General features: G+C 63.3%; 20 protein-coding genes. 7 read left to right on the plus strand and 13 right to left on the minus strand.

Features of this window, described 5'->3' with window-relative positions:
- Positions 1 to 46: 46 nt before the first annotated feature.
- Positions 47 to 982 (plus strand): Gfo/Idh/MocA family protein, encoded by a 936-nt coding sequence (locus PQR08_RS03185; protein WP_238211260.1) that lies wholly within the window; start codon positions 47 to 49, stop codon positions 980 to 982.
- On the opposite strand, the gene PQR08_RS03190 is transcribed toward PQR08_RS03185, so the two are convergent.
- The 5 genes from PQR08_RS03190 to PQR08_RS03210 form a co-directional block, all read right to left on the minus strand.
- Entirely contained in the window at positions 979 to 3444 is a 2466-nt protein-coding gene (locus PQR08_RS03190) for a glycosyl hydrolase 2 galactose-binding domain-containing protein (RefSeq protein ID WP_250485447.1), read from the minus strand. The genes PQR08_RS03185 and PQR08_RS03190 overlap by 4 nt on opposite strands.
- Before the next feature lie 73 nt (positions 3445 to 3517).
- Positions 3518 to 4522, minus strand: coding sequence for a DUF1839 family protein (locus PQR08_RS03195; RefSeq protein ID WP_187604113.1), 1005 nt, complete (start codon positions 4520 to 4522; stop codon positions 3518 to 3520).
- Positions 4519 to 5592, minus strand: coding sequence for an amino acid--[acyl-carrier-protein] ligase (locus PQR08_RS03200; protein WP_250485446.1), 1074 nt, complete (start codon positions 5590 to 5592; stop codon positions 4519 to 4521). Before PQR08_RS03200 ends, PQR08_RS03195 begins: the two co-directional genes overlap by 4 nt.
- A 4-nt stretch (positions 5593 to 5596) precedes the next feature.
- Complete coding sequence (locus PQR08_RS03205; RefSeq protein WP_035504018.1) at positions 5597 to 6850, minus strand: acyl-CoA dehydrogenase family protein; 1254 nt, start codon at positions 6848 to 6850, stop codon at positions 5597 to 5599.
- Positions 6847 to 7098 (minus strand): acyl carrier protein, encoded by a 252-nt coding sequence (locus tag PQR08_RS03210; protein ID WP_187604115.1) that lies wholly within the window; start codon positions 7096 to 7098, stop codon positions 6847 to 6849. Before PQR08_RS03210 ends, PQR08_RS03205 begins: the two co-directional genes overlap by 4 nt.
- Before the next feature lie 412 nt (positions 7099 to 7510).
- Between PQR08_RS03210 and PQR08_RS03215 the strand changes: the two genes are divergently transcribed.
- Entirely contained in the window at positions 7511 to 8227 is a 717-nt protein-coding gene (locus PQR08_RS03215; protein ID WP_250485445.1) for a YdcF family protein, read from the plus strand.
- A 59-nt stretch (positions 8228 to 8286) separates the two neighbouring features.
- Positions 8287 to 8826: an HD domain-containing protein gene (locus tag PQR08_RS03220; RefSeq protein ID WP_238211263.1), complete on the plus strand. Its 540-nt coding sequence runs from the start codon at positions 8287 to 8289 to the stop codon at positions 8824 to 8826.
- On the opposite strand, the gene PQR08_RS03225 is transcribed toward PQR08_RS03220, so the two are convergent.
- Positions 8806 to 11490 (minus strand): excinuclease ABC subunit UvrA, encoded by a 2685-nt coding sequence (locus PQR08_RS03225; RefSeq protein ID WP_250485440.1) that lies wholly within the window; start codon positions 11488 to 11490, stop codon positions 8806 to 8808. The two genes, PQR08_RS03220 and PQR08_RS03225, sit on opposite strands and share 21 nt — an antisense overlap.
- Before the next feature lie 151 nt (positions 11491 to 11641).
- On the opposite strand from PQR08_RS03225, the gene PQR08_RS03230 reads away from it, so the two are divergent.
- The gene (locus PQR08_RS03230) at positions 11642 to 11896 is read left to right on the plus strand and encodes a hypothetical protein (RefSeq protein ID WP_371883794.1); all 255 of its coding nucleotides are present in this window, start codon (positions 11642 to 11644) and stop codon (positions 11894 to 11896) included.
- A 30-nt stretch (positions 11897 to 11926) separates the two neighbouring features.
- Here PQR08_RS03230 and PQR08_RS03235 read toward each other — a convergent pair whose 3' ends face one another.
- Positions 11927 to 12349, minus strand: a complete 423-nt coding sequence (locus PQR08_RS03235) for a hypothetical protein (RefSeq protein WP_250485439.1) — start codon at positions 12347 to 12349, stop codon at positions 11927 to 11929.
- 567 nt (positions 12350 to 12916) lie between these two features.
- Here PQR08_RS03235 and PQR08_RS03240 point away from each other — a divergent pair.
- Entirely contained in the window at positions 12917 to 13672 is a 756-nt protein-coding gene (locus tag PQR08_RS03240; RefSeq protein ID WP_035504033.1) for a FadR/GntR family transcriptional regulator, read from the plus strand.
- 18 nt (positions 13673 to 13690) lie between these two features.
- On the opposite strand, the gene PQR08_RS03245 is transcribed toward PQR08_RS03240, so the two are convergent.
- Entirely contained in the window at positions 13691 to 14518 is an 828-nt protein-coding gene (locus tag PQR08_RS03245; protein WP_250485437.1) for an alpha/beta fold hydrolase, read from the minus strand.
- Between the two features lie 226 nt (positions 14519 to 14744).
- On the opposite strand from PQR08_RS03245, the gene PQR08_RS03250 reads away from it, so the two are divergent.
- Positions 14745 to 15392: a carbonic anhydrase gene (locus PQR08_RS03250; RefSeq protein WP_250485436.1), complete on the plus strand. Its 648-nt coding sequence runs from the start codon at positions 14745 to 14747 to the stop codon at positions 15390 to 15392.
- 83 nt (positions 15393 to 15475) lie between these two features.
- Entirely contained in the window at positions 15476 to 17053 is a 1578-nt protein-coding gene (locus PQR08_RS03255) for a SulP family inorganic anion transporter (protein WP_250485435.1), read from the plus strand.
- A gap of 4 nt (positions 17054 to 17057) precedes the next feature.
- Here PQR08_RS03255 and PQR08_RS03260 read toward each other — a convergent pair whose 3' ends face one another.
- From PQR08_RS03260 to PQR08_RS03280, 5 genes are all read right to left on the minus strand, one after another.
- Positions 17058 to 17891, minus strand: a complete 834-nt coding sequence (locus PQR08_RS03260; protein WP_250485434.1) for an anti-sigma factor family protein — start codon at positions 17889 to 17891, stop codon at positions 17058 to 17060.
- The gene (locus PQR08_RS03265; RefSeq protein ID WP_250485433.1) at positions 17888 to 18406 is read right to left on the minus strand and encodes an RNA polymerase sigma factor; all 519 of its coding nucleotides are present in this window, start codon (positions 18404 to 18406) and stop codon (positions 17888 to 17890) included. Before PQR08_RS03265 ends, PQR08_RS03260 begins: the two co-directional genes overlap by 4 nt.
- Complete coding sequence (locus PQR08_RS03270; protein ID WP_238211274.1) at positions 18407 to 19048, minus strand: anti-sigma factor; 642 nt, start codon at positions 19046 to 19048, stop codon at positions 18407 to 18409.
- A 107-nt stretch (positions 19049 to 19155) separates the two neighbouring features.
- Positions 19156 to 19821 (minus strand): O-methyltransferase, encoded by a 666-nt coding sequence (locus PQR08_RS03275; RefSeq protein WP_250485432.1) that lies wholly within the window; start codon positions 19819 to 19821, stop codon positions 19156 to 19158.
- An 82-nt stretch (positions 19822 to 19903) separates the two neighbouring features.
- Complete coding sequence (locus PQR08_RS03280; protein WP_250485431.1) at positions 19904 to 21172, minus strand: LysR family transcriptional regulator; 1269 nt, start codon at positions 21170 to 21172, stop codon at positions 19904 to 19906.
- Positions 21173 to 21227: the final 55 nt, after the last annotated feature.

Here is a 21227-nt window from a genome sequence, read left to right on the forward strand (position 1 = left end):
GTATCTTTACGCTCGGGGACACACTCGAAGCGTAAGGAGACATCGCATGAATGGAGTATGCAAGCTCGCTGTCGTCGGCATCGGCAAGATCGCGCGGGATCAGCACCTGCCCGCGATCGCCGCGCAGCCAGGATTCGAACTCGTCGCGTGCGCGAGCCGCAATGCGAGCGTCGATGGCGTGCGCAACTATCGGGATATCGGCGAGCTGCTCGCCGCCGAGCCCTCGATCGATGCCGTGTCGCTCTGCGCGCCGCCGCAGGTCCGTTATGAGCAGGCGCTGGCCGCGCTCGAAGCGGGCAAGCACGTCATGCTGGAAAAGCCGCCCGGCGCCAGCGTGAGCGAAGTCGCCGCCCTGGATGAGATCGCGCGGGCGCGCGGCTGCACGCTCTTCGCGTCGTGGCATTCGCGGGCGGCGAGCGCAGTCGAACCGGCGCGCGAATGGCTCGCGAAGAATGCTGACGCGATTCGGTCCGTCGAAGTGCGCTGGAAGGAAGACGTGCGCCGCTGGCATCCGGGACAGCAATGGATCTGGGAACCGGGCGGGCTCGGCGTGTTCGATCCGGGCATCAACGCGCTGTCGATCGTCACGCGCATCCTGCCGCATGAAGTCGCGTTGCGCGGGGCCACGCTCACCGTGCCGAGCGATACGTCCACACCGATCGCGGCCGAACTCGATTGCATCGCGACGAACGGTGCGCCGGTGCGCGCGGTCTTCGACTGGCGTCACGGTCCGGTTGAGGAATGGGATATCGACATCGACACGGACGCGGGCCGCCTGTCGATGCGCGAAGGCGGCAAGCGCCTCTCCATCGCGGGCAAGGAGATCGATCTCGGACGCGAGCGCGAATATCCCGCGCTATACGAGCACTTTCACGCGCTGATCGAAACGAAGACGAGCGATGTCGATGTGCGTCCGCTGCAACTCGTCGCCGATGCGTTTCTCAACGGCAGGCGCGTCGAAACCGAAGCATTCGGGCGCTAGGCGGCGCGATATGCCGCTCTGCGTATCGCATTGATCGCGGACACATCGCCCTCGGGCGCGGCGCTCACGTTCGCGTGCCGCGCAACGAGCGGGATGCGCCGCGTGCTACCCGGCGCGAGATGGAACCAGTCGGTGCGCGCGAAGTAGTTGGGATCGACCACATGCACCCAGCGCGCAAGCTGCGCCGTTTCGACGACGAGACTCCAGCCTTCACCGTCTTTCTCGACGGTCGCATTCAAGCCGATATCGCGACGCTCGCCGATCGACGGATCGGGAAAGTGGAACGCTTCCGATAGCACGTCGCCCGTGTCGATATCGCGCAGGACGACATGCGTCGCGTCGTGCGCGCGCGGGCCGAAGCGGTATGCATACGCGATATCGAAGAACGCGCCGATCAGCGCATTCGACGACACGCGCTGCACGCTGCGCGCCTGCAATACGACATCGCATGAACCGCCCACGACCTTGACCGCGCCTTCACGCAGGCAGGTCAGTTCGACGCGCGCCCGAATCTCGCGCGCGGTCTCGTTGACGAGATGCACGTCGAGGCCGTCGAGTCCTTCATCGAGGATCAGCGCCTGCACCGGTTGCAGCACGCGTGCGAGTCCATGCAGCGCGCTCTTCGGCGCACCGAGCACGTCGATGACGCCCCAGCCCGCACCCGGCCGCACATCGAGCAGATTCCATACGATGCCGCCCGCACACGTCGATCCTTCGCGACGCCACTCCGAGAACACCGCACCGATCACGTCGGCGACGACGGCGCGCGATAGCTCCAGATAACGCTCGGGGTTTTCATAGCGCAAGCGCGGCACGTCCATGCGATAGAGCGATTGCATGTAGTGCTCGCGTACGTCATCGAAGTCCCATGCCGAGCCGGGATCGCGCGGCACGCCCGCTTTCCAGCGCGGTTCATGCGCACGCGGGTTCGGTATGGCGTGTAACGCGACATCGTCGGGGACGTTGGCGAACGCGAGACATTCCGATGCGAAGCGCACTTGCGCGCGGCGCACGTCATCGAAGGAACGCTGATACGCGGGCACGCCGTAGTAATGCGTGATGCCGCCGCGCGTGCCGAACGGCATCGATACCGTATCGCCGGGCGCCGCGCTCGGCGAGTTCACGACGTACGCCACATCGGGCCGTTGCATTGCAACTGCGTTCGGCAAGAGTTCGTTGAAAAGGCGCTGCTGATACGCGTCGAAGGGGAGGCCGAGCATGGCCGCCTGCTGATGTACTTCGCTTCCCCCGCACAGCACCGCGAGCGACGCGAAGCGCCGCGTGCGCGCGAGGAACTGTTCGGCTTCGCGTTCCACGCTGGCGCGAAACGCTTCGTCGTCGGGATAGTCGAAGTTCGCGAACGCGAAGTCCTGCCACACGAGGACGCCGTGCTTGTCGGCGAGTTCGTAGAAGGTGTCGGACTCGTAGAGCGTGATGCCGCTCACGCGAACGATGTTGAGTCCCGCGTCCCGCATCAGCTTGAAGATGTGATCGAGCTTTTCGCGCGATGCATCGAGCGCGACGATATCCGCCGATGTCCAGCACGCGCCGCGCGCGAACACGGGCACGCCGTTCACGACGAGCTGAAACCCCTGCTTGTCCGCGCCGCGATCGACTTCGATCGTGCGAAAGCCGACTTCGCCGAGCGCGATATTGCCGAGCTTCACAGCGTATCGTGACGGCTCGCCATGCGTATGCGGATACCACAAGCGCGCGTTCGGCACGCGCAGCCGGCCCGTGAGCGTGTGCGCGTCCTGCCATTGCATCGTGGCTTGCGCTTCGCCGCATCCGAGCCGAACCGGATTTTGCTCCTGCGCATGAAAGTAGCGCACGGTGACATCGAGAACGCCATCGGTGCCATCGACACGCGTGCGCATGTCCACGTTGTCGATGCAGGCGCGCGATTCGCCGATCACTTCGATCGCGCGCCACGGTCCCGCCGGTTGAACCGTCGGGCACCATCCGGACATATGCCCGAGCAGCGTCGTGCGCACGTTGCGCAGCGTGGCGGGTTGCGCGAGCTTCGGACGCCAGCGCGCGCGTCCGCGTTTCGCCGCCAGCGCAGGCGCGATCGAGCGAAAGCACAGATGAAGCGTGTGCTCGCCGTCGAGATCGACATCGAGATCATGCGCGACGAACATCGAATCCGATTCGAGCAGCTTGCGATCGTCGAGCCATATTTCGGCGATGGTCGCGAGCCCGTTGAAGCGCAAACGCCGCCTGCCGTTGCCGCTCAGCTTCACGCGATACCAGTGATCCGAATGCGCGAACGGCTGCGCGAGCGCTTCGTCGCTAACGCCGCTCGCGCGCAAGGCGGACGCGATCGTGCCGGGCACGGGCGCGTCGATCCACTGCGTGAACGTATCGAGCGATGCGGGTGTCGTGCATGCACCCGCGGGCGTGCTCACGCACTGCCAGCCTTCGGAGAGACGCCGCGGCGCGTGCGCGGACAGGACGTGCATGTGCCTACCTCGTCGATGGGATTCGAAAGAGAGCGACGCCAAAGCCGCGCGATTGACCGCGCGGCCTTGGCGTTCAGAGGAAGCGCGCGGCGAGCGGCTCGATGACCTTGTCGTACGAAGCCTGCATCGAATCGAGGCAATCTTCGCACGCGTCGGTGCGCGAGCGCATGCGGGCGCGCGCGAGACGGAACTGCATGACCATCGCTTCGCTCGCGAGTGCCTGCGCGCTCGTCTGGATGTCGCTCGGGACGTCCACGCCGTGACACTTCAGCCAGCCGAGATACTTCGACAGCAGTTCGAAGTTCGAGCCGAGCTGACGCATCACGTTGAACGTGTAGAGGTGATAGTACGCGGGATCACGTTCGAGCAACGCACGCAAATGCTCGGGGAATGCGGCGCGCCATTGCGCGACCGGGTTCGTCGCAGGACGATCCGCGAGCCGCAATGCGAGCAGTTCGACCGAGCGTTGCACCATCGCATCGCCTTCGAGCGGAGCACGCGCGCGCTTCACGAACTCGACGTACGGGAAGAGCGCGTGCACATCGCTGGCGAGACCCGGCATCAGACGGAACACGCCATCGTAGTCCTCGCCCGATAACGCGAAATAGCCCGCGTTATGGAAGTACGTGATGCGCTTCGCGTCGGTGTCGATGGCATCGATGGCGATGGTCGTCTTCGTATGCGTCTGCCGATACGCGGTCGCGCGCGTATCGGGCAGATAGTACGAGTCCATTTCGACCACCACCATCTGCCCGCGCCGCGTCTGCTCGCGCACATGCGCTTCCAGCGTGTCGTAGATCGCGAGCTCCTGTGCCTGCAGGCCATAGAGCCGCGATATATCGTCGAGCGAGAACTTCGGGAACGTGAACTGATCGCCCTCGAACGCCTGCGTTACCGTGAAGCCGAGCGCCGCATGCGGATCGCAACCGTAGTGATGCAGCAACTCGATCCACAAGTCGACATAACAGTTGGTTTCCAGCCACACGCGCTCTTCACGATGCAGCAGGTGCTGGCGGTACGCGCCGTCCGCGGACGCGGACGGTGCGGTCACGGCTTCTGCCGGCGAGCGTGCGTTCATGTCTGGCTTCCCAGATTCGCGAGACCTTCTTCGATGAGCGGCGCCTTGTCGCCCCACAGCAACTGACGCACTTTCTCGGGCCACGCCTTGACATCGAGCCCGTGGTGACGGAAGAGCGCGAGCGTCGTGCGTTCCATGCCGAAGCCGACGCATGCGGTATGCGCGACCTGCTCGTCCGCCTGACGGATGTGCCAGAGCTCGCCGAAATGGTCCTGGTGATAGTTGAACGACAGGCACGCGGTCGGACGATCGGGTGTCGCCACCGGCACGAGCAGTTCGAACTTGAGTTGCTGCGCGCGCTGGCTATCCGCGACGATCATGCCGCCGCGCCCGAAGAACGGATCGTTGGCGAGGTCGATCTCGAAGGGCAGTTCGAGCAGGTTCACGAGCAGCGAGCCGCGCTCGATCCACTTCTGACGGAACGCCATCACCTGCTCGGGGCTGCCGACGCGAATGTATTCGCGCATACGGAACATCTGCATGCGGCCCGGATCGATGGACGGCTCGTGACGGAAGCAGTACGAGAACGCATCGAAGGTCGCGCCGTCTTCAGCGAGATTGCCGCGCTTCGCGACGAGCGGATAGATCGGATAGCATGCGGCCGGCGTGAGCACGAGGCGCGTGGGTTTTTGCTGATCCATCCACTCATCGGAACGCTCTTCTTCCTCGCCGATATGCACGACCTTGTCGAGCGCTTCGAGCAGGCGATGATGCCCGCGATCGTTGCCCTGGAACGAGTGAATCGTGCCCGCGAGATTCGGGAAGCTCTTCAGATACTCGCTGTCCTCGAAATCGCGGCGGCGCATCGCGGGCGGAAAGCGCAGCACTTCCGCGTGCTGGTCCGCGCCGAGCATCGTGATCGCCTGATTGAGGCGCTCGACGACGTCCTCGAACACTTCGCTGCGGCCGTAAAGACCGTCTTCGCCCGTGTCGAGCAGAATGCCCGCTTCGATCAGGCGATCGCGCAAGGTCAAGTCCGATTTATCGTAAGGTGCCTGAGTCTCTTGTGCTTGTGCTTGTGCTTGTGCTTCGGCCTGCATCATGGCGGCCTGTTCCGTCGGCATGTTCATATCGTCAAAGGGTCCCCGTTGCGGCGCGCTGCGCAAGCAGCAGATTCGCCGTGTTCAATTCGATGCGATCGTTGCTGATCATGAGCGGCGCCGAGTGCAGATCGCGCAGATGGCGCCCCACGCTGAACGGCGTGTCGTTCTTGTAGCCCGCCATGCCGCAGATCATCAGCGTCTCCTGCACGACGTGCACCGCCGATTGCGAAATCGCCAGCTTGAGCATGTTCAGGTCGGCATTGATGCCGATCGACGCAGTGAGCGGCGCGTCGTCGTCGTTGCTCTGGCTTGCTTTGCGCAGCGCGCGCTCGGCCTGAGCCGCTTCGACATTGGCGAGCGATTCGCGCAGACGCGCCTGCATCATCTTGATGAGCGTGAGCACTTGCGAAAGCCGCGCGGCCGATGGCGGCAATGCGGGCTTGCCGCGCGCCTGATTGCGGAAGAACTGATGCGCGCGATTGGCGGCGTCGCTCGCGATGCCGCACCATACCGACGACCACAAGGTATGCGACACGGGCAGCATGCTTTCGTCGGCGATGCGCGAGAACGGCGCCGGCAGGATCTGCTCCGCGATACCGCTCGCGACGAGCCGATGTCCTTCGCTGCACGTGCCGCGCATGCCGAGCGTGTCCCACGTGCCGCGCTGCTCCAGCGTGAACGTATCGCGCGGTGCGACGATCAGCACCTGATCGGAGGGCGGCGCATCGGGATGACGGCGCGCCGTGACGAGAATGCAGTCGGAATACTTGCCGTACGAGATGGTCGGCGCGAGCTTCTCGATGCTGAATGCGTTGTCGACGAGATCGACCGCGCATGCGCTCGTGCGCATGTTGCCGCCGATGTTCTCTTCCGAGGTCGCCGATGCGAGCAGCAACTGCTCGCTGACCATGCGCGCAAGGAAGTCGCGCTGCCAGGGCACATTCGCGCCGTGATCGACGATGCACACGACCTGGCTCTGATGCATCGCATAGATCATCGCGGAGGACGCGCAGCCTTGCGCCAGGGCCTCGCACAAACGCGCGACGCTGGTCAGCGTGAGGCCGTCGCCGCCGTACATCTTCGGGATCATCGCGGAGAAGAGGCGCTCTTCCCGCATCGCAGCAACGGCTTCGGCGGGAAAACGCGCTTCGCGATCGACCGCATCGGCGTGCTTTGCCGCGACGGCCGCCACGCGCTTCGCGGCTTCGATCAACTCGCTTTCGCTGCGCGCGCTCGCGCTTTGCGCGAGCTCGGCGATTTCAAGCTCCTGAGCCGGCGCGTTCATGCGGCCGCCTTCGAACGACGCAGTCCGTCGACGGCCGATGCGAGCGAATCGACGCTCGAGAAGAGCCGGCGCGTGAGCATGTTATCGGGAATCTCGATGCCGAATTCGTCTTCGATCGCCAGCATCACGTGGACCGTGGCGAGCGATGAGAGACCGGCGGCGTAGAGATCGTCGTTGTCGGCAAGCGTGTCGATAGGCACGTCGAGGCGAGCGGACTCGGCGAGGATGCGACGCAATTCAGTTTTCATTTTCTGTGTTTTCCCTTGTACCCGGCCATTGGCGCAATAAATCCGGATTGCGACGATGAGTTCTTATCGAATGTCGCTAACTCCGGGGCGAATCGGCAGCGGTGTTGTTATGTCTCGTGAAGACGATTCCACGAGCGCCCTCGCACGCACTGTCTTCTTATGAATTTTGTTTGATCGTATTTAACGAATTTGCGGCCATATGCGTCCGTGCGATGGCGCACGGAGGGCTTCGAAGACAAATCAGCGCTCTGTGCGATAACGAGCATGTCTCGATCCAGTGCGATGATTCAAACTCGACGCCAGCCGCGCGTGTACGGTGAGCAGGTAACTACTGCGCATAGTCGATTGAGAACGCTGCAAAAACTATGCGCGCCCGAAAGCTTTTTGAAAAACAAGGAACGGGGTGAGGTAATTGGTACTGATCTCTTTGCTGGCGATATTCGTTGCGCTTTTCGTCGTCTGGAAAAGGCGGCGCATTGCGATCCTGTTCGTTGCGGTTATCGTGTTCTGGTTGCTCGGCAGTGTGCTTCCCGGGCCGCTCGTGCGGCTCGCGAACGACACGTATGCGTCGATGAAAGACCCGAGCTTCGGCCCACGCATGGCGATCGTCGTGCTCGGCGGTGGGACGTCGTACGATCGCGAGCGGCGTCTGGTGCCCAAGGGCGATGCGACTACGCGCATCGATCTCGCGGCATCGCTCTACAAGCGCTGCGAGGAGATGGAGAAGGCGTGCTTCGTCATCGTGAGCGGAGGCAATCCACAGCATCACGAGCAAAGCGAAGCGGATGTGTATGGCGTTCTGCTGCTCGACGCCGGCGTCGCGCGAAAGGATCTGATCCTCGAAAACCAGAGTCTGGACACCTACGAGAACGCGCGCAATACCGAGAAAATATTACGTGCGCGGCAATTCGATACGTCGGTGCTGATTACGTCGTCGCTTCATATGCGCCGCGCGATGCTCGCGTTCGATGCGTTCGATCTGCATCCGCAGCCAGCGGTTGCGTACATCCGTCCGGCATTGACATGGTGGCTGCCGCGCCGCAAAGGATGGTTCGATTCGAACAGCGCATTGCATGAACTGGTCGGCATCGCGCGCTTTTACGTGTGGCGATGGATCGGGCTGTATTGAGACGGATGCATGTGTGCGGCGCATATACTTTCCTTATTCGCCGCACAGGAGACCATCCAATGAATCAACTGATCCGGGCCATCGCATTTGCTGCGGACAAACATCGCAATCAGCGCCGCAAGGACGCGGAGGCGTCGCCGTATATCAATCATCCGATCGCGCTTGCCAACGTGCTCGCCAATGAAGGCGGCATCGACGACGAACGCGTGCTGCTCGCGGCCGTTCTGCACGACACGATCGAGGATACGGACACATCGCACGACGAACTCGTGCAATGGTTCGGCGCGGAAGTCGCGCGCATCGTCGCAGAAGTGACGGACGACAAGTCCTTGCCGAAGGCCGAGAGAAAGCGCCTGCAGATCGAACATGCGGCGCATATCAGTCATGCCGCGCAGCTCGTGAAGCTCGCGGACAAGATCTGCAATCTGCGCGATATCCTCGCCATGCCGCCTGCGAACTGGAGCGAGGAAAGAAAGCGCGAGTACTTCGAGTGGGCCAGGCGTGTCGTCGATGGTTTGCGCGGCGCGCACGCCGGACTCGAAGCCGCGTTCGACGAGACGTATCGCAAAGGCGTGGCTTCAGGGCACGCGCTCGCCTGAACCGAGCGCTTCCGTCAGATAACGCGCCGTGCGGCTCGCGGCATGGTCGGCGATGCGTTGCGGCGTACCCGTCACGACAATCCGGCCGCCATCCTCGCCGGCGCCCGGACCGATATCGATGACCCAGTCGGAGAGCGAGGCGACGCGCATGTCGTGCTCCACGACGACGACCGTGTTGCCCGCATCGACGAGGCCCTGCAGTTGCGCCATCAGCCGGTCGACGTCGGCGGGGTGCAGGCCGGTCGTCGGTTCGTCGAGGATATAGAGCGTGTCGCCACGATGCGCGCGCTGCAATTCCGTCGCGAGCTTGATGCGCTGCGCCTCGCCGCCCGAGAGTTCCGTTGCGGGTTGCCCGAGCCGCAGATAACCGAGGCCGATGTCGCGCAGCACGGCGAGCGCGCGCATCACGTTCGGTTCATCGACGAAGAACTCGCATGCGCTATCGACGGTCATGTCGAGCACATCCGCGATGTTCTTGTCGCGCCATGTGATCTCCAGCGTTTGCGGGTTGTAACGCGAGCCGTGACAGGTCGCGCACGACGTATAGACGCTCGGCAGGAACAGCAGCTCGACGCTCACGAAGCCTTCGCCCTCGCATGTCGGGCAGCGCCCTTGCGCGACGTTGAACGAGAAACGTCCCGCGCCATAGCGGCGCTTGCGTGCGGCGGGCGTGTCGGCGAACAGCTTGCGTACGTGATCGAAGAGACCCGTATACGTCGCGAGGTTTGAGCGCGGCGTGCGGCCGATCGGCTTCTGATCGACGCGCACGAGGCGGCGGATCGTCTCCATGCCTTCGACGATGCGTCCGCCAGCCGATGTGTCCGCTTGAGCGAAGAGCGGGTCCTGCTCGTCTTCGCTGGCTTCGTCGAGTGCGCGTCCGAGTCGCTCCGCGATGAGTTCCGGCAACGCCTGACTCACGAGGCTCGACTTGCCCGAGCCTGAAATGCCGGTGACGGTCGTAAAGGCGCCGAGCGGAAACGCGGCGTCGATGCCATGCAGGTTGTTGCGCGTGATGCCTTCGAGCCGCAGCCAGCCGCGCGGCTCGCGCGCGGTGCGCTCGATCGTTTGTGCCGGCGCGAAGAGATGCTTGCGCGTCTGCGATGCCTCGATCGATGCGAGGCCTTCGGGCGGTCCGCTATAGAGCACGTGTCCGCCCTGTTCGCCCGCGGCCGGACCGACATCGACGAGCCAGTCCGCGCGCCGCATCGTGTTCAGATCGTGTTCGATGACGAAGAGCGAATTGCCCGCGGCCTTCAGGCGCTGCAATGCGGCAAAGAGTGCTTCGTTGTCGGCGGGATGCAGGCCCGCGGACGGTTCATCGAGCACGTACACGACGCCGAACAGTTGCGATGCGAGTTGTGTCGCGAGCCGCAAGCGCTGTAGTTCGCCAGAGGAGAGCGTGGGCGTCGCGCGATCGAGCGACAGATAGCCCAGACCGAGATCGATGAGCGTGCCGAGCCGCTCCAGCAAGTCGGCGGCGATGCGTTCGGCGGCGGCGCGTTTCTCGTCGGAGAGATTGGCCGTGCGGCGCACGTCGGGCGCGGCCTTGTGCGCGGAGCCGCCTGCGGCAACCCGCTTCGCCGTCGCCGCGATCCGGTCTTTCTTCGCGAGCGCGGGACTCGGCGCGTCGTCGTGCGAAGGCCACTCTCCGCGTGCGATGGGTGCGAGCAGATCGGCGAGACGGCTCAGCGGAAGCCGCGCGAATTCGGCGATGTCGAGCCCCGCGAACGTCACCGACAGCGCTTCCTTCTTGAGCCGCTTGCCGTGGCATGTGTGGCAATCGCTGCCGACCATGAAGCGCGACACGCGCTTTTTCATGAGCGCGCTTTGCGTGTGCGCGAAGGTATGCAGCACGTAGCGGCGCGCGCCGGTGAAGGTGCCCTGATAGCTGGGCTCGGCGCCGCGCTTCAGGGCCGCCTGCGTTTCTTTCGGCGTGAGGCCGGCATACACCGGCACGGTCGGCTGCTCTTCGGTGAAGAGAATCCAGTCGCGGTCCTTCTTCGGCAAGTCGCGCCACGGTGTATCGACGTCATAGCCGAGGGTGACGAGAATGTCCCGCAGATTCTGCCCGTGCCACGCGGGCGGCCACGCTGCGACGGCGCGCTCGCGGATCGTGAGCGAGTCGTCGGGCACCATCGACTTTTCCGTGACTTCGTAGACGCGCCCAAGGCCGTGACACACGGGGCACGCGCCCTGGACCGTGTTCGGTGAAAAGTCTTCCGCGTAGAGCATCGGCTGCTTTGGCGGATAGCTGCCGGTGCGCGAATACAACATGCGCACGAGGCTCGACAGGGTCGTCACGCTGCCGACCGACGAGCGCGCATTCGGTGCGCCGCGCTGCTGCTGCAGGGCGACGGCGGGCGGCAAGCCCTCGATCGAGTCCACCTGCGGCACGCCGACCTGTTCGATGAGCCGCCGCGCATACGGCGCGACCGATTCGAAATAGCGCCGCTGCGCTTCGGCGTAAAGCGTACCGAATGCAAGCGACGATTTACCGGAACCCGAAACGCCGGTGAAGACGACGAGCGCATCGCGCGGCACGTCGACATCGACATTTTTCAGGTTGTGCTCACGCGCGCCGCGAACGCGCACGAAACCTGCTCTAGATGCAGATGCGGCTTCGTCGCGTTCGGCTGACTTGCGGGTGGTTTTTCGGACATCCATGAGTAAGGAGGGCGAATTTGATGGCCGTGTGCGGCAATGGAAGTCAAAGGGCGAGCATGCAGCATGCCATATACCAGATGGCATTTTGCGTTACGCATCTTGAATGCGAAATGCGCGCCGACCGGTGATGAACCTGATCGACGAGGGAAAAATGAGGACGACTGGATTGAGGGTTTTGATCGCGCTGACGGCGGGCGCAACGATAGGCGTGACGGGCGCGGCGATGGCGCAGTCAGGCGGCGGCAATGGCAATGGCGGTTCGGGCGGCGGCAACGCCCACGGAGCGGCGACGGCCGGACCGACCGTCGGCGGGGACAATACGTCCGCGGCCGGCAGCACGCACCAGGGCGGCTATCACTTCAAGCACAAGAAGAAAGCGAAGCCCGCGACGACGCCGACGCAGTGACGCGACGATGTGAGCCTCGCGCGTCGCGGATCAGACCGCGGCGCCTTCCACGTCGATATCGTCGGTGCCGAGGCGAGAGAAGATGTCGCACACGGCGCGCATCTCCGCTTCGTCGCGAATGCTTACGATCACGCGTGTGACGCTGCAAGCGAGGTCCGCGTCGCCGCCGTCCGCGCCGAACGAAGGGAGGATGTCGTCGCTCGAAGCGTCCAGCCCGTACGGGTAGTCATGCGTGTCGACCACGCCTAGATGCTCCCCGTGGCCCGCGTATTCCGCCGCGATCCACTGCGTCTGCGCGTTGTTGCTCTGTATCTGCGAAGCGTGGAAATCGGCGAAACCGCTCATGCTCGCCACGCGCACGCGATCGGCCGCGATGCCTTCCGCGCGCAAGTCTTCAAGTGCTTCATCCAGCTTACGGGAGCCGTGGAACGCTCCGATTACTTCACGCATCATTTGCTCGTCTCCTTGCCTGCCAACCTCGATGCCGCGCATCAGTATCGCCGCGAAATCTGCGATTGTGAATACGGATGTGCACCGGCTTTCGCCTGATCGATGAGTGAGACGCGCGAGAGGCGCAAGGCGCGTGGTGTAACGCATAGACACGCGCGGCGACGAGCCGGTGAACCGCTGTATCAGGCTCGCGACTGCGCGAGATGATGGCGAATCCAACGGATGCGGCATGGATTCGCGAGCCTTGTTTCAAAACGATCACGCCGCCGGCGCGTGGCTGATGCCGCCTGGCTGGCGCGTTTTCACTTCATGCGGTACTTGAACTTTACGCCGCAACAGACGGTTTATCAACGCTTTGTTTTGGCCCTAATCGCATGATTTTGATGGGGTTTTCCATCATGGCCGGAGCGGCGTCGAATGCGGCCGGTATGAATCGGCATTCGCTTCTCATTAAAGTGAGTCCTGCGTCTAGTGCTGCGCGCAGCGATGCAGCGCGAGTCAATAGTCATCGTACAAGCTGTTCCGCGCGCCCTATAATGACCCATCGAGCACACAAAGACCGGCCTTTCAATGTCCCAAGCCCTCGCGTCCGGCGCGCTTCGCCGCTCCCGCAACCTCACCGAGGAAGTCGTCGCCGAGTTGTCGGAACGGATTCGGAGCGGCGCGCTTCAACCCGGCGACAAGCTGCCGACTGAATCGGAAATCATGGCGCAGCTTGGCGTGAGCCGCACGGTCGTGCGCGAGTCCATCTCGCGGTTGCAGGCGGGACGGCTCGTGCAGACGCGTCATGGCATCGGCACGTTCGTGCTCGAAGCGAGCGACCAGGACCGTTTCCAGATCGAGGCCGCGGGCGATCTCACCGTGCGCGATGTGATGGCGATTCTCGAACTGCGCATCAGCCTCGAAGCGGAGGCGGCGGGTCTCGCCGCCATGCGCCGCACGGATGAAAATCTCGCGCAGATGCGTCGCGCGCTCGACGACTTCGAGCGGCTTATCGAAGCGGGCGAGGGCAACGCCGTCGCCGCGGACGTCGCGTTTCATCTCGAACTCGCGAAGGCCACGGGCAACCGTTACTTCCACAGCATCCTGAGTCAGCTTGGCAATACCATCATCCCGCGCACGCGCGTCAATTCGGCGGCGCTCGCGCACAACGATCCCGCCGGGTATCTCGATCGCGTGAATCGCGAGCACGAAGATATTTACGATGCGATCGAACGTCGTGATCCCGAAGCGGCGCGCGCGGCGATGCGCATGCATTTGTCGAATAGCCGCGAGCGGCTGAGGCGGGCGCAGGAGGCGTCGGCGAAGACGCAGGACGCGGGTTGATTCGTGCTCGATGCCGATTCAACCTCGATGCGCGCGCACGAAAGCGGCGATCGCATCGTTCACTTCATCGGTCGCATCGCGATGCGGTGAATGCCGGCACTGCGTCAGCTTGACGAGTTGCGCGTGATCGACAGCCGCCTTGATCTTATCGATTTGCAGCATCGACGCATATTCGTCGTCATAGCCTTGAATGGCGAGCAACGGCCGCCTGATCGACGATAACTCTTCCGTGATATCCCACTGCAGAAACGCGGGATTAAGCCACGCATCGTTCCATCCGTAGAAGGCTGAATCCACGTCGTCGTGATAAGCCTGAAGCTTGTCTCTGAACGATGTCGTTTCATACGTGCTGCGCGCTTTCTCGATGCCTTCGACCGTCATCGGTTCCACGAACAAATGCGGCGCCATGACGGCGAGACCGGCGAGCGCTTCGGGAAACGCGCTTGCGTAAAGAAGGGCGATCGTGCCGCCATCGCTATGCCCGATGAGCCACATGTGCGAGCGTTCTTCAGCGTCGACGCCGAGTGCATCGAGGAATGCGGGCAACACCTCTTGCGCCTGCCGATGCAGAAACTCGACCGGCCATCGTTCGCCGGATCGACGTGGCGTGGAGCGCCCGTAACCGGGCCTGGAATACACGAGACCCCGGCAATTCAGGCGATCGCAAAGCTGCTGCGGCCAGCCTTTCCATAACGCGATCGAGCCCAGGCCTTCATGCAGGAACAACGCGATGGGCGCATCGACGCGTTCCGGATTCAACCATTGATACTCGATCCGTACTGGATAAGCGCCGCCGTTGCATTCGATGAAACGTGTCGTGTCGATGCTTGCTGCTGAATCGGTCATGTGTTCGCGAAAGCTGAATCTGAAGCGCTCAAGGTTATCAGACGTCGCGCGCCGAAGCGTTGAACAAAACGCGAGATTCATATCGTCATATTTTTTTCTCTGGACGCCGCTGAACTTTTTCTGCGAAAGTTATTCGTAAGGAACTCGCTGCACTGCAACGTAGATGCGGCCCTTTTCGATTCTTTGCGTCATGCACCAAAGACGCGCCTGTTCTGGAGAGAAATGCATGAATCGACCGAAACGAATGTTGTTGGAAAACATTGCCTGGGCACACGAGACCGCGCACGCCGATGCGCAATTCTTCCCCCGTCTCGCGCAGGGCCAAAGCCCGAAGGTTTTGTGGATCGGCTGCGCGGATAGCCGCGTCCCGGCCGAGACGGTGACGAACGCCAATCCTGGCGATCTGTTCGTTCATCGCAACATCGCGAACCTGTTCTCTGCCTCGGATGACAACACGATGAGCGTGCTGGAATACGCGGTGCGCGTGCTGAAAGTCGATCACGTGATCGTATGCGGGCATTACGGATGCGGCGGCGTGCGCGCCTCGCTCCTGCCGCAGTCGAGCGACTTGCCGCACGTGAATCGCCGGATCGCGCCACTGTGCGCATTGGGGGAACGGCATCGGCACGAGCTCGATGCATTCGAGGAACTCGATGCGCGCGCGAACCGCCTCGCCGAGCTGAACGTGCTCGAACAAGTGCGTCTCTTGCGGCAGCACGCAATCGTTTTCGAGCGAGACGAGCCACCGCTCGTTCACGGCTGGATCTTCGGCCTTCACGACGGCCTTATCAACGTCCTCGCGTCCGGCTATGCGGACGAAGGCGAAACGCGGGCCACTGCGGGCGCGCAGGTCACATCGCTGCGGGCCGCTTAAGCCCGCTCTTTCCAATCGATCGCCTGACGATGCGATGTCGCTTTCGCGACGTTCGCAGGCCCCAACTCGTTCCAAGAAAAATCATGAACTCTGGTAACCGTATCGCCACTTTCCCGCGCGACATGTTCGCGGGCACTGTCGTGTTTCTGGTCGCGATGCCGCTATGCCTCGGCATTGCCAATGCATCCGGCGTCGAACCATTCGCGGGGCTGCTGTCGGGCATCATCGGCGGACTCGTCGTTGCGTTGCTGAGCGGCTCGCAACTGAGCGTGAGCGGTCCGGCTGCGGGCCTGATCGTGATCGTCGTTGATGGCATCGCCGGGCTCGGCAGCTTCTCCGCGTTCCTGCTCGCCGTGCTGCTCTCGGGCGCGATCCAGTTCGGCTTCGGCATGTTGAAGGCGGGGCGCTTCGCGGCCTATGTGCCTTCGTCGGTCATCAAGGGCATGCTCGCCGCGATCGGCCTGCTGCTCGTCATCAAGCAGCTTCCGCTCGCCGCGGGCTTCGCCAACGAAGGCGCGCCGGCCGCGAGCGGTCCCGGCATGCTCGGCACGCCGTTCGGTCCTGTCTCCGCGGCGGCGTGCATCGTTGCCGTCGTATCGCTCGCGATGCTCGCAGGCTGGGAAACGCGCGCGATGCGCCGCTTCGCGCTCGTGCGCGCAGTGCCCGCGCCGCTCGCGGTGGTCGCGTTCGGCATCGGCGCGACGGTGTTGCTCGACCTGTTCGCGCCGGGTTTCGCACCGCCCGCGCAACATCGCGTCGCGTTGCCGTCGCTCGAATCGTTCGCTGCGTTCACCCATGCGCTCGCGTTGCCGAACTTCTCGCAGTTCGTGAATCCCGATGTATGGCGGCTCGCCTTCACGCTCGCCATCGTTGCGAGTCTCGAAACGTTGCTGAGTCTCGAAGCCGTCGAGCAGCTCGATCCGAAGAAGCGCACGGCGCATCCCGATCGTGAGCTGAAAGCGCAAGGCATCGGCAACATGATGGCCGGTGCAATCGGCGCGTTGCCCATCACGTCGGTCATCGTGCGCAGTTCGGCGAACGTGCATGCGGGCGCGCAGACGCGCTGGTCGTCGTTCGTGCATGGCGCGCTTTTGCTCGTGAGCGTGTTCGCGTTGACGAGCGTGATCAACCTGATTCCGCTCGCCTGTCTCGCGGCGATCCTGATCTTCACGGGCCTGAAGCTCGCCAAGCCTTCGTTGTTCGCGGCCGTCGCGAAGCAGGGCATCGAACGCTTTGCGCCGTTCATCGTGACGATTGCCGGCGTGTTGCTGACGGACCTCTTGATGGGCATTCTGCTCGGCATCGGATGCAGTCTCCTGCTCGCGATCCGCGCGAACCTTAAGCGCCCGATCACGATGACGCAGCACGACGATCACTACCTCGTGTCGTTCCGCAAGGACGTTTCGTTTCTCGGCAAGGTCACATTGAAGCATCATCTACGCACCATCCCCGATGGCGCGACCGTGATCTTCGATGCCTCGCGAGCCGACTATGTCGATCCCGACGTGCGCGAGGAAATCGACAAGTTCGTGACGGCTGCGTCTTCGCGCGGCATGCATGTCGAATGCAGAAAACTGCCGCCGGCGTCATCGCAAACGGGCATGGCTGCGATGCGCGGCAGGTGGCCTGGTCTGAGCAGGCAAGAGATCCCTTCCGAGTAAGCGATCAACCCGGCGTCGATGGCGTCAGTTGCGCGTACACATCGTGGGCGAGTTCGAGCATCACCTTGCGGTCGATACCGCCCGACACCGCGTAACCGAAATCGCCATCGATCCAGTAGAACACGTTCACGGGCCCGTCCTGATACAGCTTGAACGCGGTGGTGTTCGTGCTTGTCTTGCGACGCGCGATGCAGAGCGTCACGCGCTCGCCTTTGGCGTCGCGATACATGAATTGCGCGGTCGGGCCGTTGTCGCCGGGCAGAATGCGTCCACCCATCAGTTCGAAGCCGCTTTTCGTGAGCAGCGGCGGATGCACGTCGGTGCCGAGTTTGTTCGACAGGTACGGAACGAAGTCCTGCTCGCGGTCCTTGCCGATATCGTCAGGACGATCGACGGCGGGCATGTACACGACATGTGCGAGCGCGGCCTGACGCGCCATCGCTTCCATGCCTTCGGCGCTCACGTCGCGCGTATTCGCTGCACTCGATGCACTCGTGTTCGGCAGCGACAGCGCATCGCGGCCCATGTTCGTGCCGATGCCAATGCCGATGCCTGCGACGAGCGCCGCCGCCATGCCCGCGAATCGCGGCCAGTTCGCCGCGCCGAGCCAGCGCGCTTTCTTCAGCGTGCGCAAGCGCGCGGGGATGGGTTCGTTGAGCACGCGATCGTAGCGCTCATGGAACATGTTATTGAGCGAGAAGTAGTCGCTCACGCGCGCGGCCAGAGCGGGATTTAGTTCGATGGCGCGCTCGACCTGTTCGCGGCGTGCGGCCGAAAGCGCGCCATCGACGTAAGCATGCAGATCTTCTTCGCTGATCGGAGTCTGTTGGTCGTTCATCGCACCACCTTCAACTTCGCACTGGGTTGCGTGCCGGCCATCAGCGCGCGCAGGCGTTCGCGTCCGCGCGACAGGCGCGACATCACAGTGCCGATGGGAATATCGAGCGCGATCGCCACTTCCGCGTAGCTCATTTCTTCCAGGCCAACGAGGAGAACGACTTCACGCTGCTCGGCGGGCAGACGCTGCAAAGCGTAGTCGAGATCGCGCACTTCGAGCGAACGGATCTGGCCGCCCGGTATCGCGAACTCGCGCTCGCTCAAGTCTTCATCGTCGACGGATACGTGGATCGCACGCGCCGACGCCTTGCTGACCTGATTCACGAATACGTTGTGCATGATCGTGAAAAGCCATGCGCGCAGATCGGTGCCCGCTTCGAATCCTTGCGCGCGCGACAAGGCGCGCTCGATCGTATCCTGCACGAGATCGTCCGCGAGCTCCCGATTGTTCAGCAACGCGCGCGCATAGCGGCGCAGTCTCGGGAGGTGTTCCGTCAAGTCGTCGCGGATGTCCATTTATTCCGCCTCTCGCGCCGTCAGCGTCAAGGCGTCGGCGGCGCGCATGACGCCGCGCGTGCCCGCCTGTCCCGCGAGCACATAGCGCGTGCCGCCGATAACCCATGTCAGCAGGCGGATTTCGCCGACGCGCCGCGCGCTCCAGTGCGGCGCATCGCTCGTGAATGGCGCGGACGCGATCAGAAGAACGACGCTCTCGCCCTCCACGTTGCGATAGTCGTATTCGTCGATATGCGCGAACTTGCCGCCGCGCCGCGTCCGGGTCGCGATCAGTTCTAAGCCGACCGGCGTGAGTTCAATGAAGTGCGGATCGTGCGACACGAGCGGACGCACGTTCGTGCCGCGCTGGTTCGAAGTCTCCATCAAGGCCATCACAGCGACGGCATCGAGCATATCCGCAGAGACGTGCGTTGCAGCGCACCAGCCGGCGACGGCCATAGCGATGCACAAGGCGACGAATGCGTGACGCACGACGCTTCTCGTGCGCGTGGCATCGTGCGATGCGGCGCGATCGATGGCACGTTGCAAGCGCCGATTCACCGGCCGCGCGCCGAGATATCGGCCGACGCGCGCCGCCCTCGCGGACGACAGCACGCCGTTCGCGAAGGCTTGAATGTCTGGTTCGGTAATCGGCTCGTCCATGTTGGCGCATCTATTTTTTTGGGCTCTCGATGCGCTAACCTTCTAAACGAGCGTTTTATTCCATCGGTTGCCTGGAATATTTGCCAGCGGATTGCTGAAGCCGCCGATCACGACACGACCGAAAGCGAGAATCCGTCCCATCCCTTGCTGCCGACCGTCTGAATTGCGGTAGAGGAGACGTGCGCATCCGCGGCGAGCATATCCAGGAATGCGCGCACGCCGATCACGTCGGGGTCGCTGCTGCCCGCATCCGCGACGCGACCCTGACGAATCACGTTGTCCGCGACGATCACGGTGCCCGGGCGGCTCAGACGCAACACGAGTTGCAGATACGTGGGATAGCTCTGTTTGTCGGCATCGAGAAAGATGAAATCGAAAGGCGGGATGCCATCGCGCACGAAGCCTTCGAGCGTATCGGCGGCATCGCCCACGAAGATCGACACCACGCCCGACAAGCCCGCGCGTTCGATATTCTTTCGCGCGACGTCCGCATGATGCTCGACAGCTTCGAGCGTGAGCAACGTGCCATCGGCGGGCAAGGCACGCGCGAGCCAGATCGTGCTGTATCCGCCGAGCGTGCCGAGTTCGAGAATGCGGCGCGCGCCCCGCAGACGCGCGAGCATTTGCAGCAGCTTGCCCTGATTCGGCGCGACGTTGATCGCGGGTAGTCCCGCTTCGACGCTGGACTTCAAGGCCGCGTCGAGCGCTTCGTCCGGCGTTTGCGTCCGGTCGCACAGGTACTCGTCCATCGCAATCCATTGCTGCTCGTTCATTGCTTCTCCCTGTTCGTTGCAGTGATCGCGCTAACGGCACCATAAAATGTTATCGCGATAAACGATTTAGATGACCAGGCTATCAGCCGACGGTTCTGACGATGCGGGGCGATTCGCGGCGCAGTTCATGCCCGAGCTGATCGACGGTCAGGCGGATCGCATCGATCAACGCGCGTGCCGCCGGCGATGGCGTGCCGCCCGCGCGCATGGTGAGTCCGATTTCGCGCCGCGTGTTGTGCAGAGGAATGTCCATCACCACGAGTTGCCCCGATTCGCATTCGTAGTGCAACTGTTGAGCGGATACGGCGGCGAGCATATCCGTATGCATCAAAAGACCGCGAATAACCGCGAGATCGGCGGTCTCGACGGTCGGCATCGGCGGCTTGAGCTTTCCGCGCTTGAACTGCGCTTCGAACATACCGCGCGCGGGCGCCTGACTGCGCGGCAGAATCCATTGCGCGGCGATCAGATCCTTGAGCGTCAATCCACTTTCACTCGCGAGCGGATGCCCGCGACGCGCGAGCACGACAATGTCTTCCGACATCATGCGCTCATTGACGAGACCGCTCGACGCATCGTTCTGGCGCAATGCGCCGAGCACGAAATCGATATCGCCCGCGCGCAGTCCCGCGACGAGTGTTTCGTAGGCGCTTTCGTCGGTCACGATGCGCACGCCAGGATATTGCGCGGCGACGCGTGCGATCGCGCCCGGCAAGATCAACGCTCTGCCGAGCGGCAGCGCGCCGACCGTGACATAACCCTGAATCGTGCCGCGCAATGCCGCGAGATCATCGGGAATATGGCGCAGCTCGTTCAGCGCGCGGCGCACGTGCAGGACGAAGGTTTCGCCTTCGCTCGTGAGCAGCAGCCCGCGCGGGCTGCGATAGAACAGTTGCATCCCCGCGCCCGTCTCCATGATGCGGATCGCGCTGCTGACGGCCGGCTGACTGAGGCCCAAGGTCTGCGCCGCGCTCGGCATATGACGATGACGTGCGAGCGCGGAGAACAATTGCAGCCGCCGTGTGTTGAGCAGAAAGGCGGGAAGCGTGCCGTCCGACGCGGTTCGGCGGCGCGACTGTCGCGTCGCGCACCATTGGGCCAGCTCCTCCAGTTCCGCGAAGATGCGCTGGCAGCGCAACAGCACGGCGCGCCCGGCGGGGGTCGGCAGCATGCCCGACGGACGGCGCTCCAGCAAGGTCTCGCCGACGGCCGCTTCGAGCTCCTGCAACGAACGCGTAACCGCCGATTGCGCGCGGAATAGCGCGGCGGCGGCGCGCGTGGCGCTGCCCGTCTGCGCGACGAGACGGAACGCGCGCAGGTACGCGAGGTTGAGCAGTTCGCGATTGTCCATGATGAAAGGTAAATGGATGCCATCAGTTTGATTTATCGCATCGTAACGTCTTCCG

This window comes from Caballeronia jiangsuensis (genome assembly GCF_046030135.1).
GTDB lineage: Bacteria > Pseudomonadota > Gammaproteobacteria > Burkholderiales > Burkholderiaceae > Caballeronia > Caballeronia jiangsuensis.

Coding starts and splice junctions, on each gene's coding strand:
- PQR08_RS03280 (WP_250485431.1), bottom strand. CDS start 21,172: ATGGACAATCGCGAACTGCTCAACCTCGCGTACCTGCGCGCGTTCCGT.
- PQR08_RS03260 (WP_250485434.1), bottom strand. CDS start 17,891: ATGAACGACCAACAGACTCCGATCAGCGAAGAAGATCTGCATGCTTAC.
- PQR08_RS03265 (WP_250485433.1), bottom strand. CDS start 18,406: ATGGACATCCGCGACGACTTGACGGAACACCTCCCGAGACTGCGCCGC.
- PQR08_RS03275 (WP_250485432.1), bottom strand. CDS start 19,821: ATGAACGAGCAGCAATGGATTGCGATGGACGAGTACCTGTGCGACCGG.
- PQR08_RS03270 (WP_238211274.1), bottom strand. CDS start 19,048: ATGGACGAGCCGATTACCGAACCAGACATTCAAGCCTTCGCGAACGGC.
- PQR08_RS03250 (WP_250485436.1), top strand. CDS start 14,745: ATGAATCGACCGAAACGAATGTTGTTGGAAAACATTGCCTGGGCACAC.
- PQR08_RS03240 (WP_035504033.1), top strand. CDS start 12,917: ATGTCCCAAGCCCTCGCGTCCGGCGCGCTTCGCCGCTCCCGCAACCTC.
- PQR08_RS03235 (WP_250485439.1), bottom strand. CDS start 12,349: ATGATGCGTGAAGTAATCGGAGCGTTCCACGGCTCCCGTAAGCTGGAT.
- PQR08_RS03195 (WP_187604113.1), bottom strand. CDS start 4,522: ATGAACGCACGCTCGCCGGCAGAAGCCGTGACCGCACCGTCCGCGTCC.
- PQR08_RS03255 (WP_250485435.1), top strand. CDS start 15,476: ATGAACTCTGGTAACCGTATCGCCACTTTCCCGCGCGACATGTTCGCG.
- PQR08_RS03225 (WP_250485440.1), bottom strand. CDS start 11,490: ATGGATGTCCGAAAAACCACCCGCAAGTCAGCCGAACGCGACGAAGCC.
- PQR08_RS03245 (WP_250485437.1), bottom strand. CDS start 14,518: ATGACCGATTCAGCAGCAAGCATCGACACGACACGTTTCATCGAATGC.
- PQR08_RS03210 (WP_187604115.1), bottom strand. CDS start 7,098: ATGAAAACTGAATTGCGTCGCATCCTCGCCGAGTCCGCTCGCCTCGAC.
- PQR08_RS03230 (WP_371883794.1), top strand. CDS start 11,642: ATGAGGACGACTGGATTGAGGGTTTTGATCGCGCTGACGGCGGGCGCA.
- PQR08_RS03205 (WP_035504018.1), bottom strand. CDS start 6,850: ATGAACGCGCCGGCTCAGGAGCTTGAAATCGCCGAGCTCGCGCAAAGC.
- PQR08_RS03200 (WP_250485446.1), bottom strand. CDS start 5,592: ATGAACATGCCGACGGAACAGGCCGCCATGATGCAGGCCGAAGCACAA.
- PQR08_RS03185 (WP_238211260.1), top strand. CDS start 47: ATGAATGGAGTATGCAAGCTCGCTGTCGTCGGCATCGGCAAGATCGCG.
- PQR08_RS03220 (WP_238211263.1), top strand. CDS start 8,287: ATGAATCAACTGATCCGGGCCATCGCATTTGCTGCGGACAAACATCGC.
- PQR08_RS03190 (WP_250485447.1), bottom strand. CDS start 3,444: ATGCACGTCCTGTCCGCGCACGCGCCGCGGCGTCTCTCCGAAGGCTGG.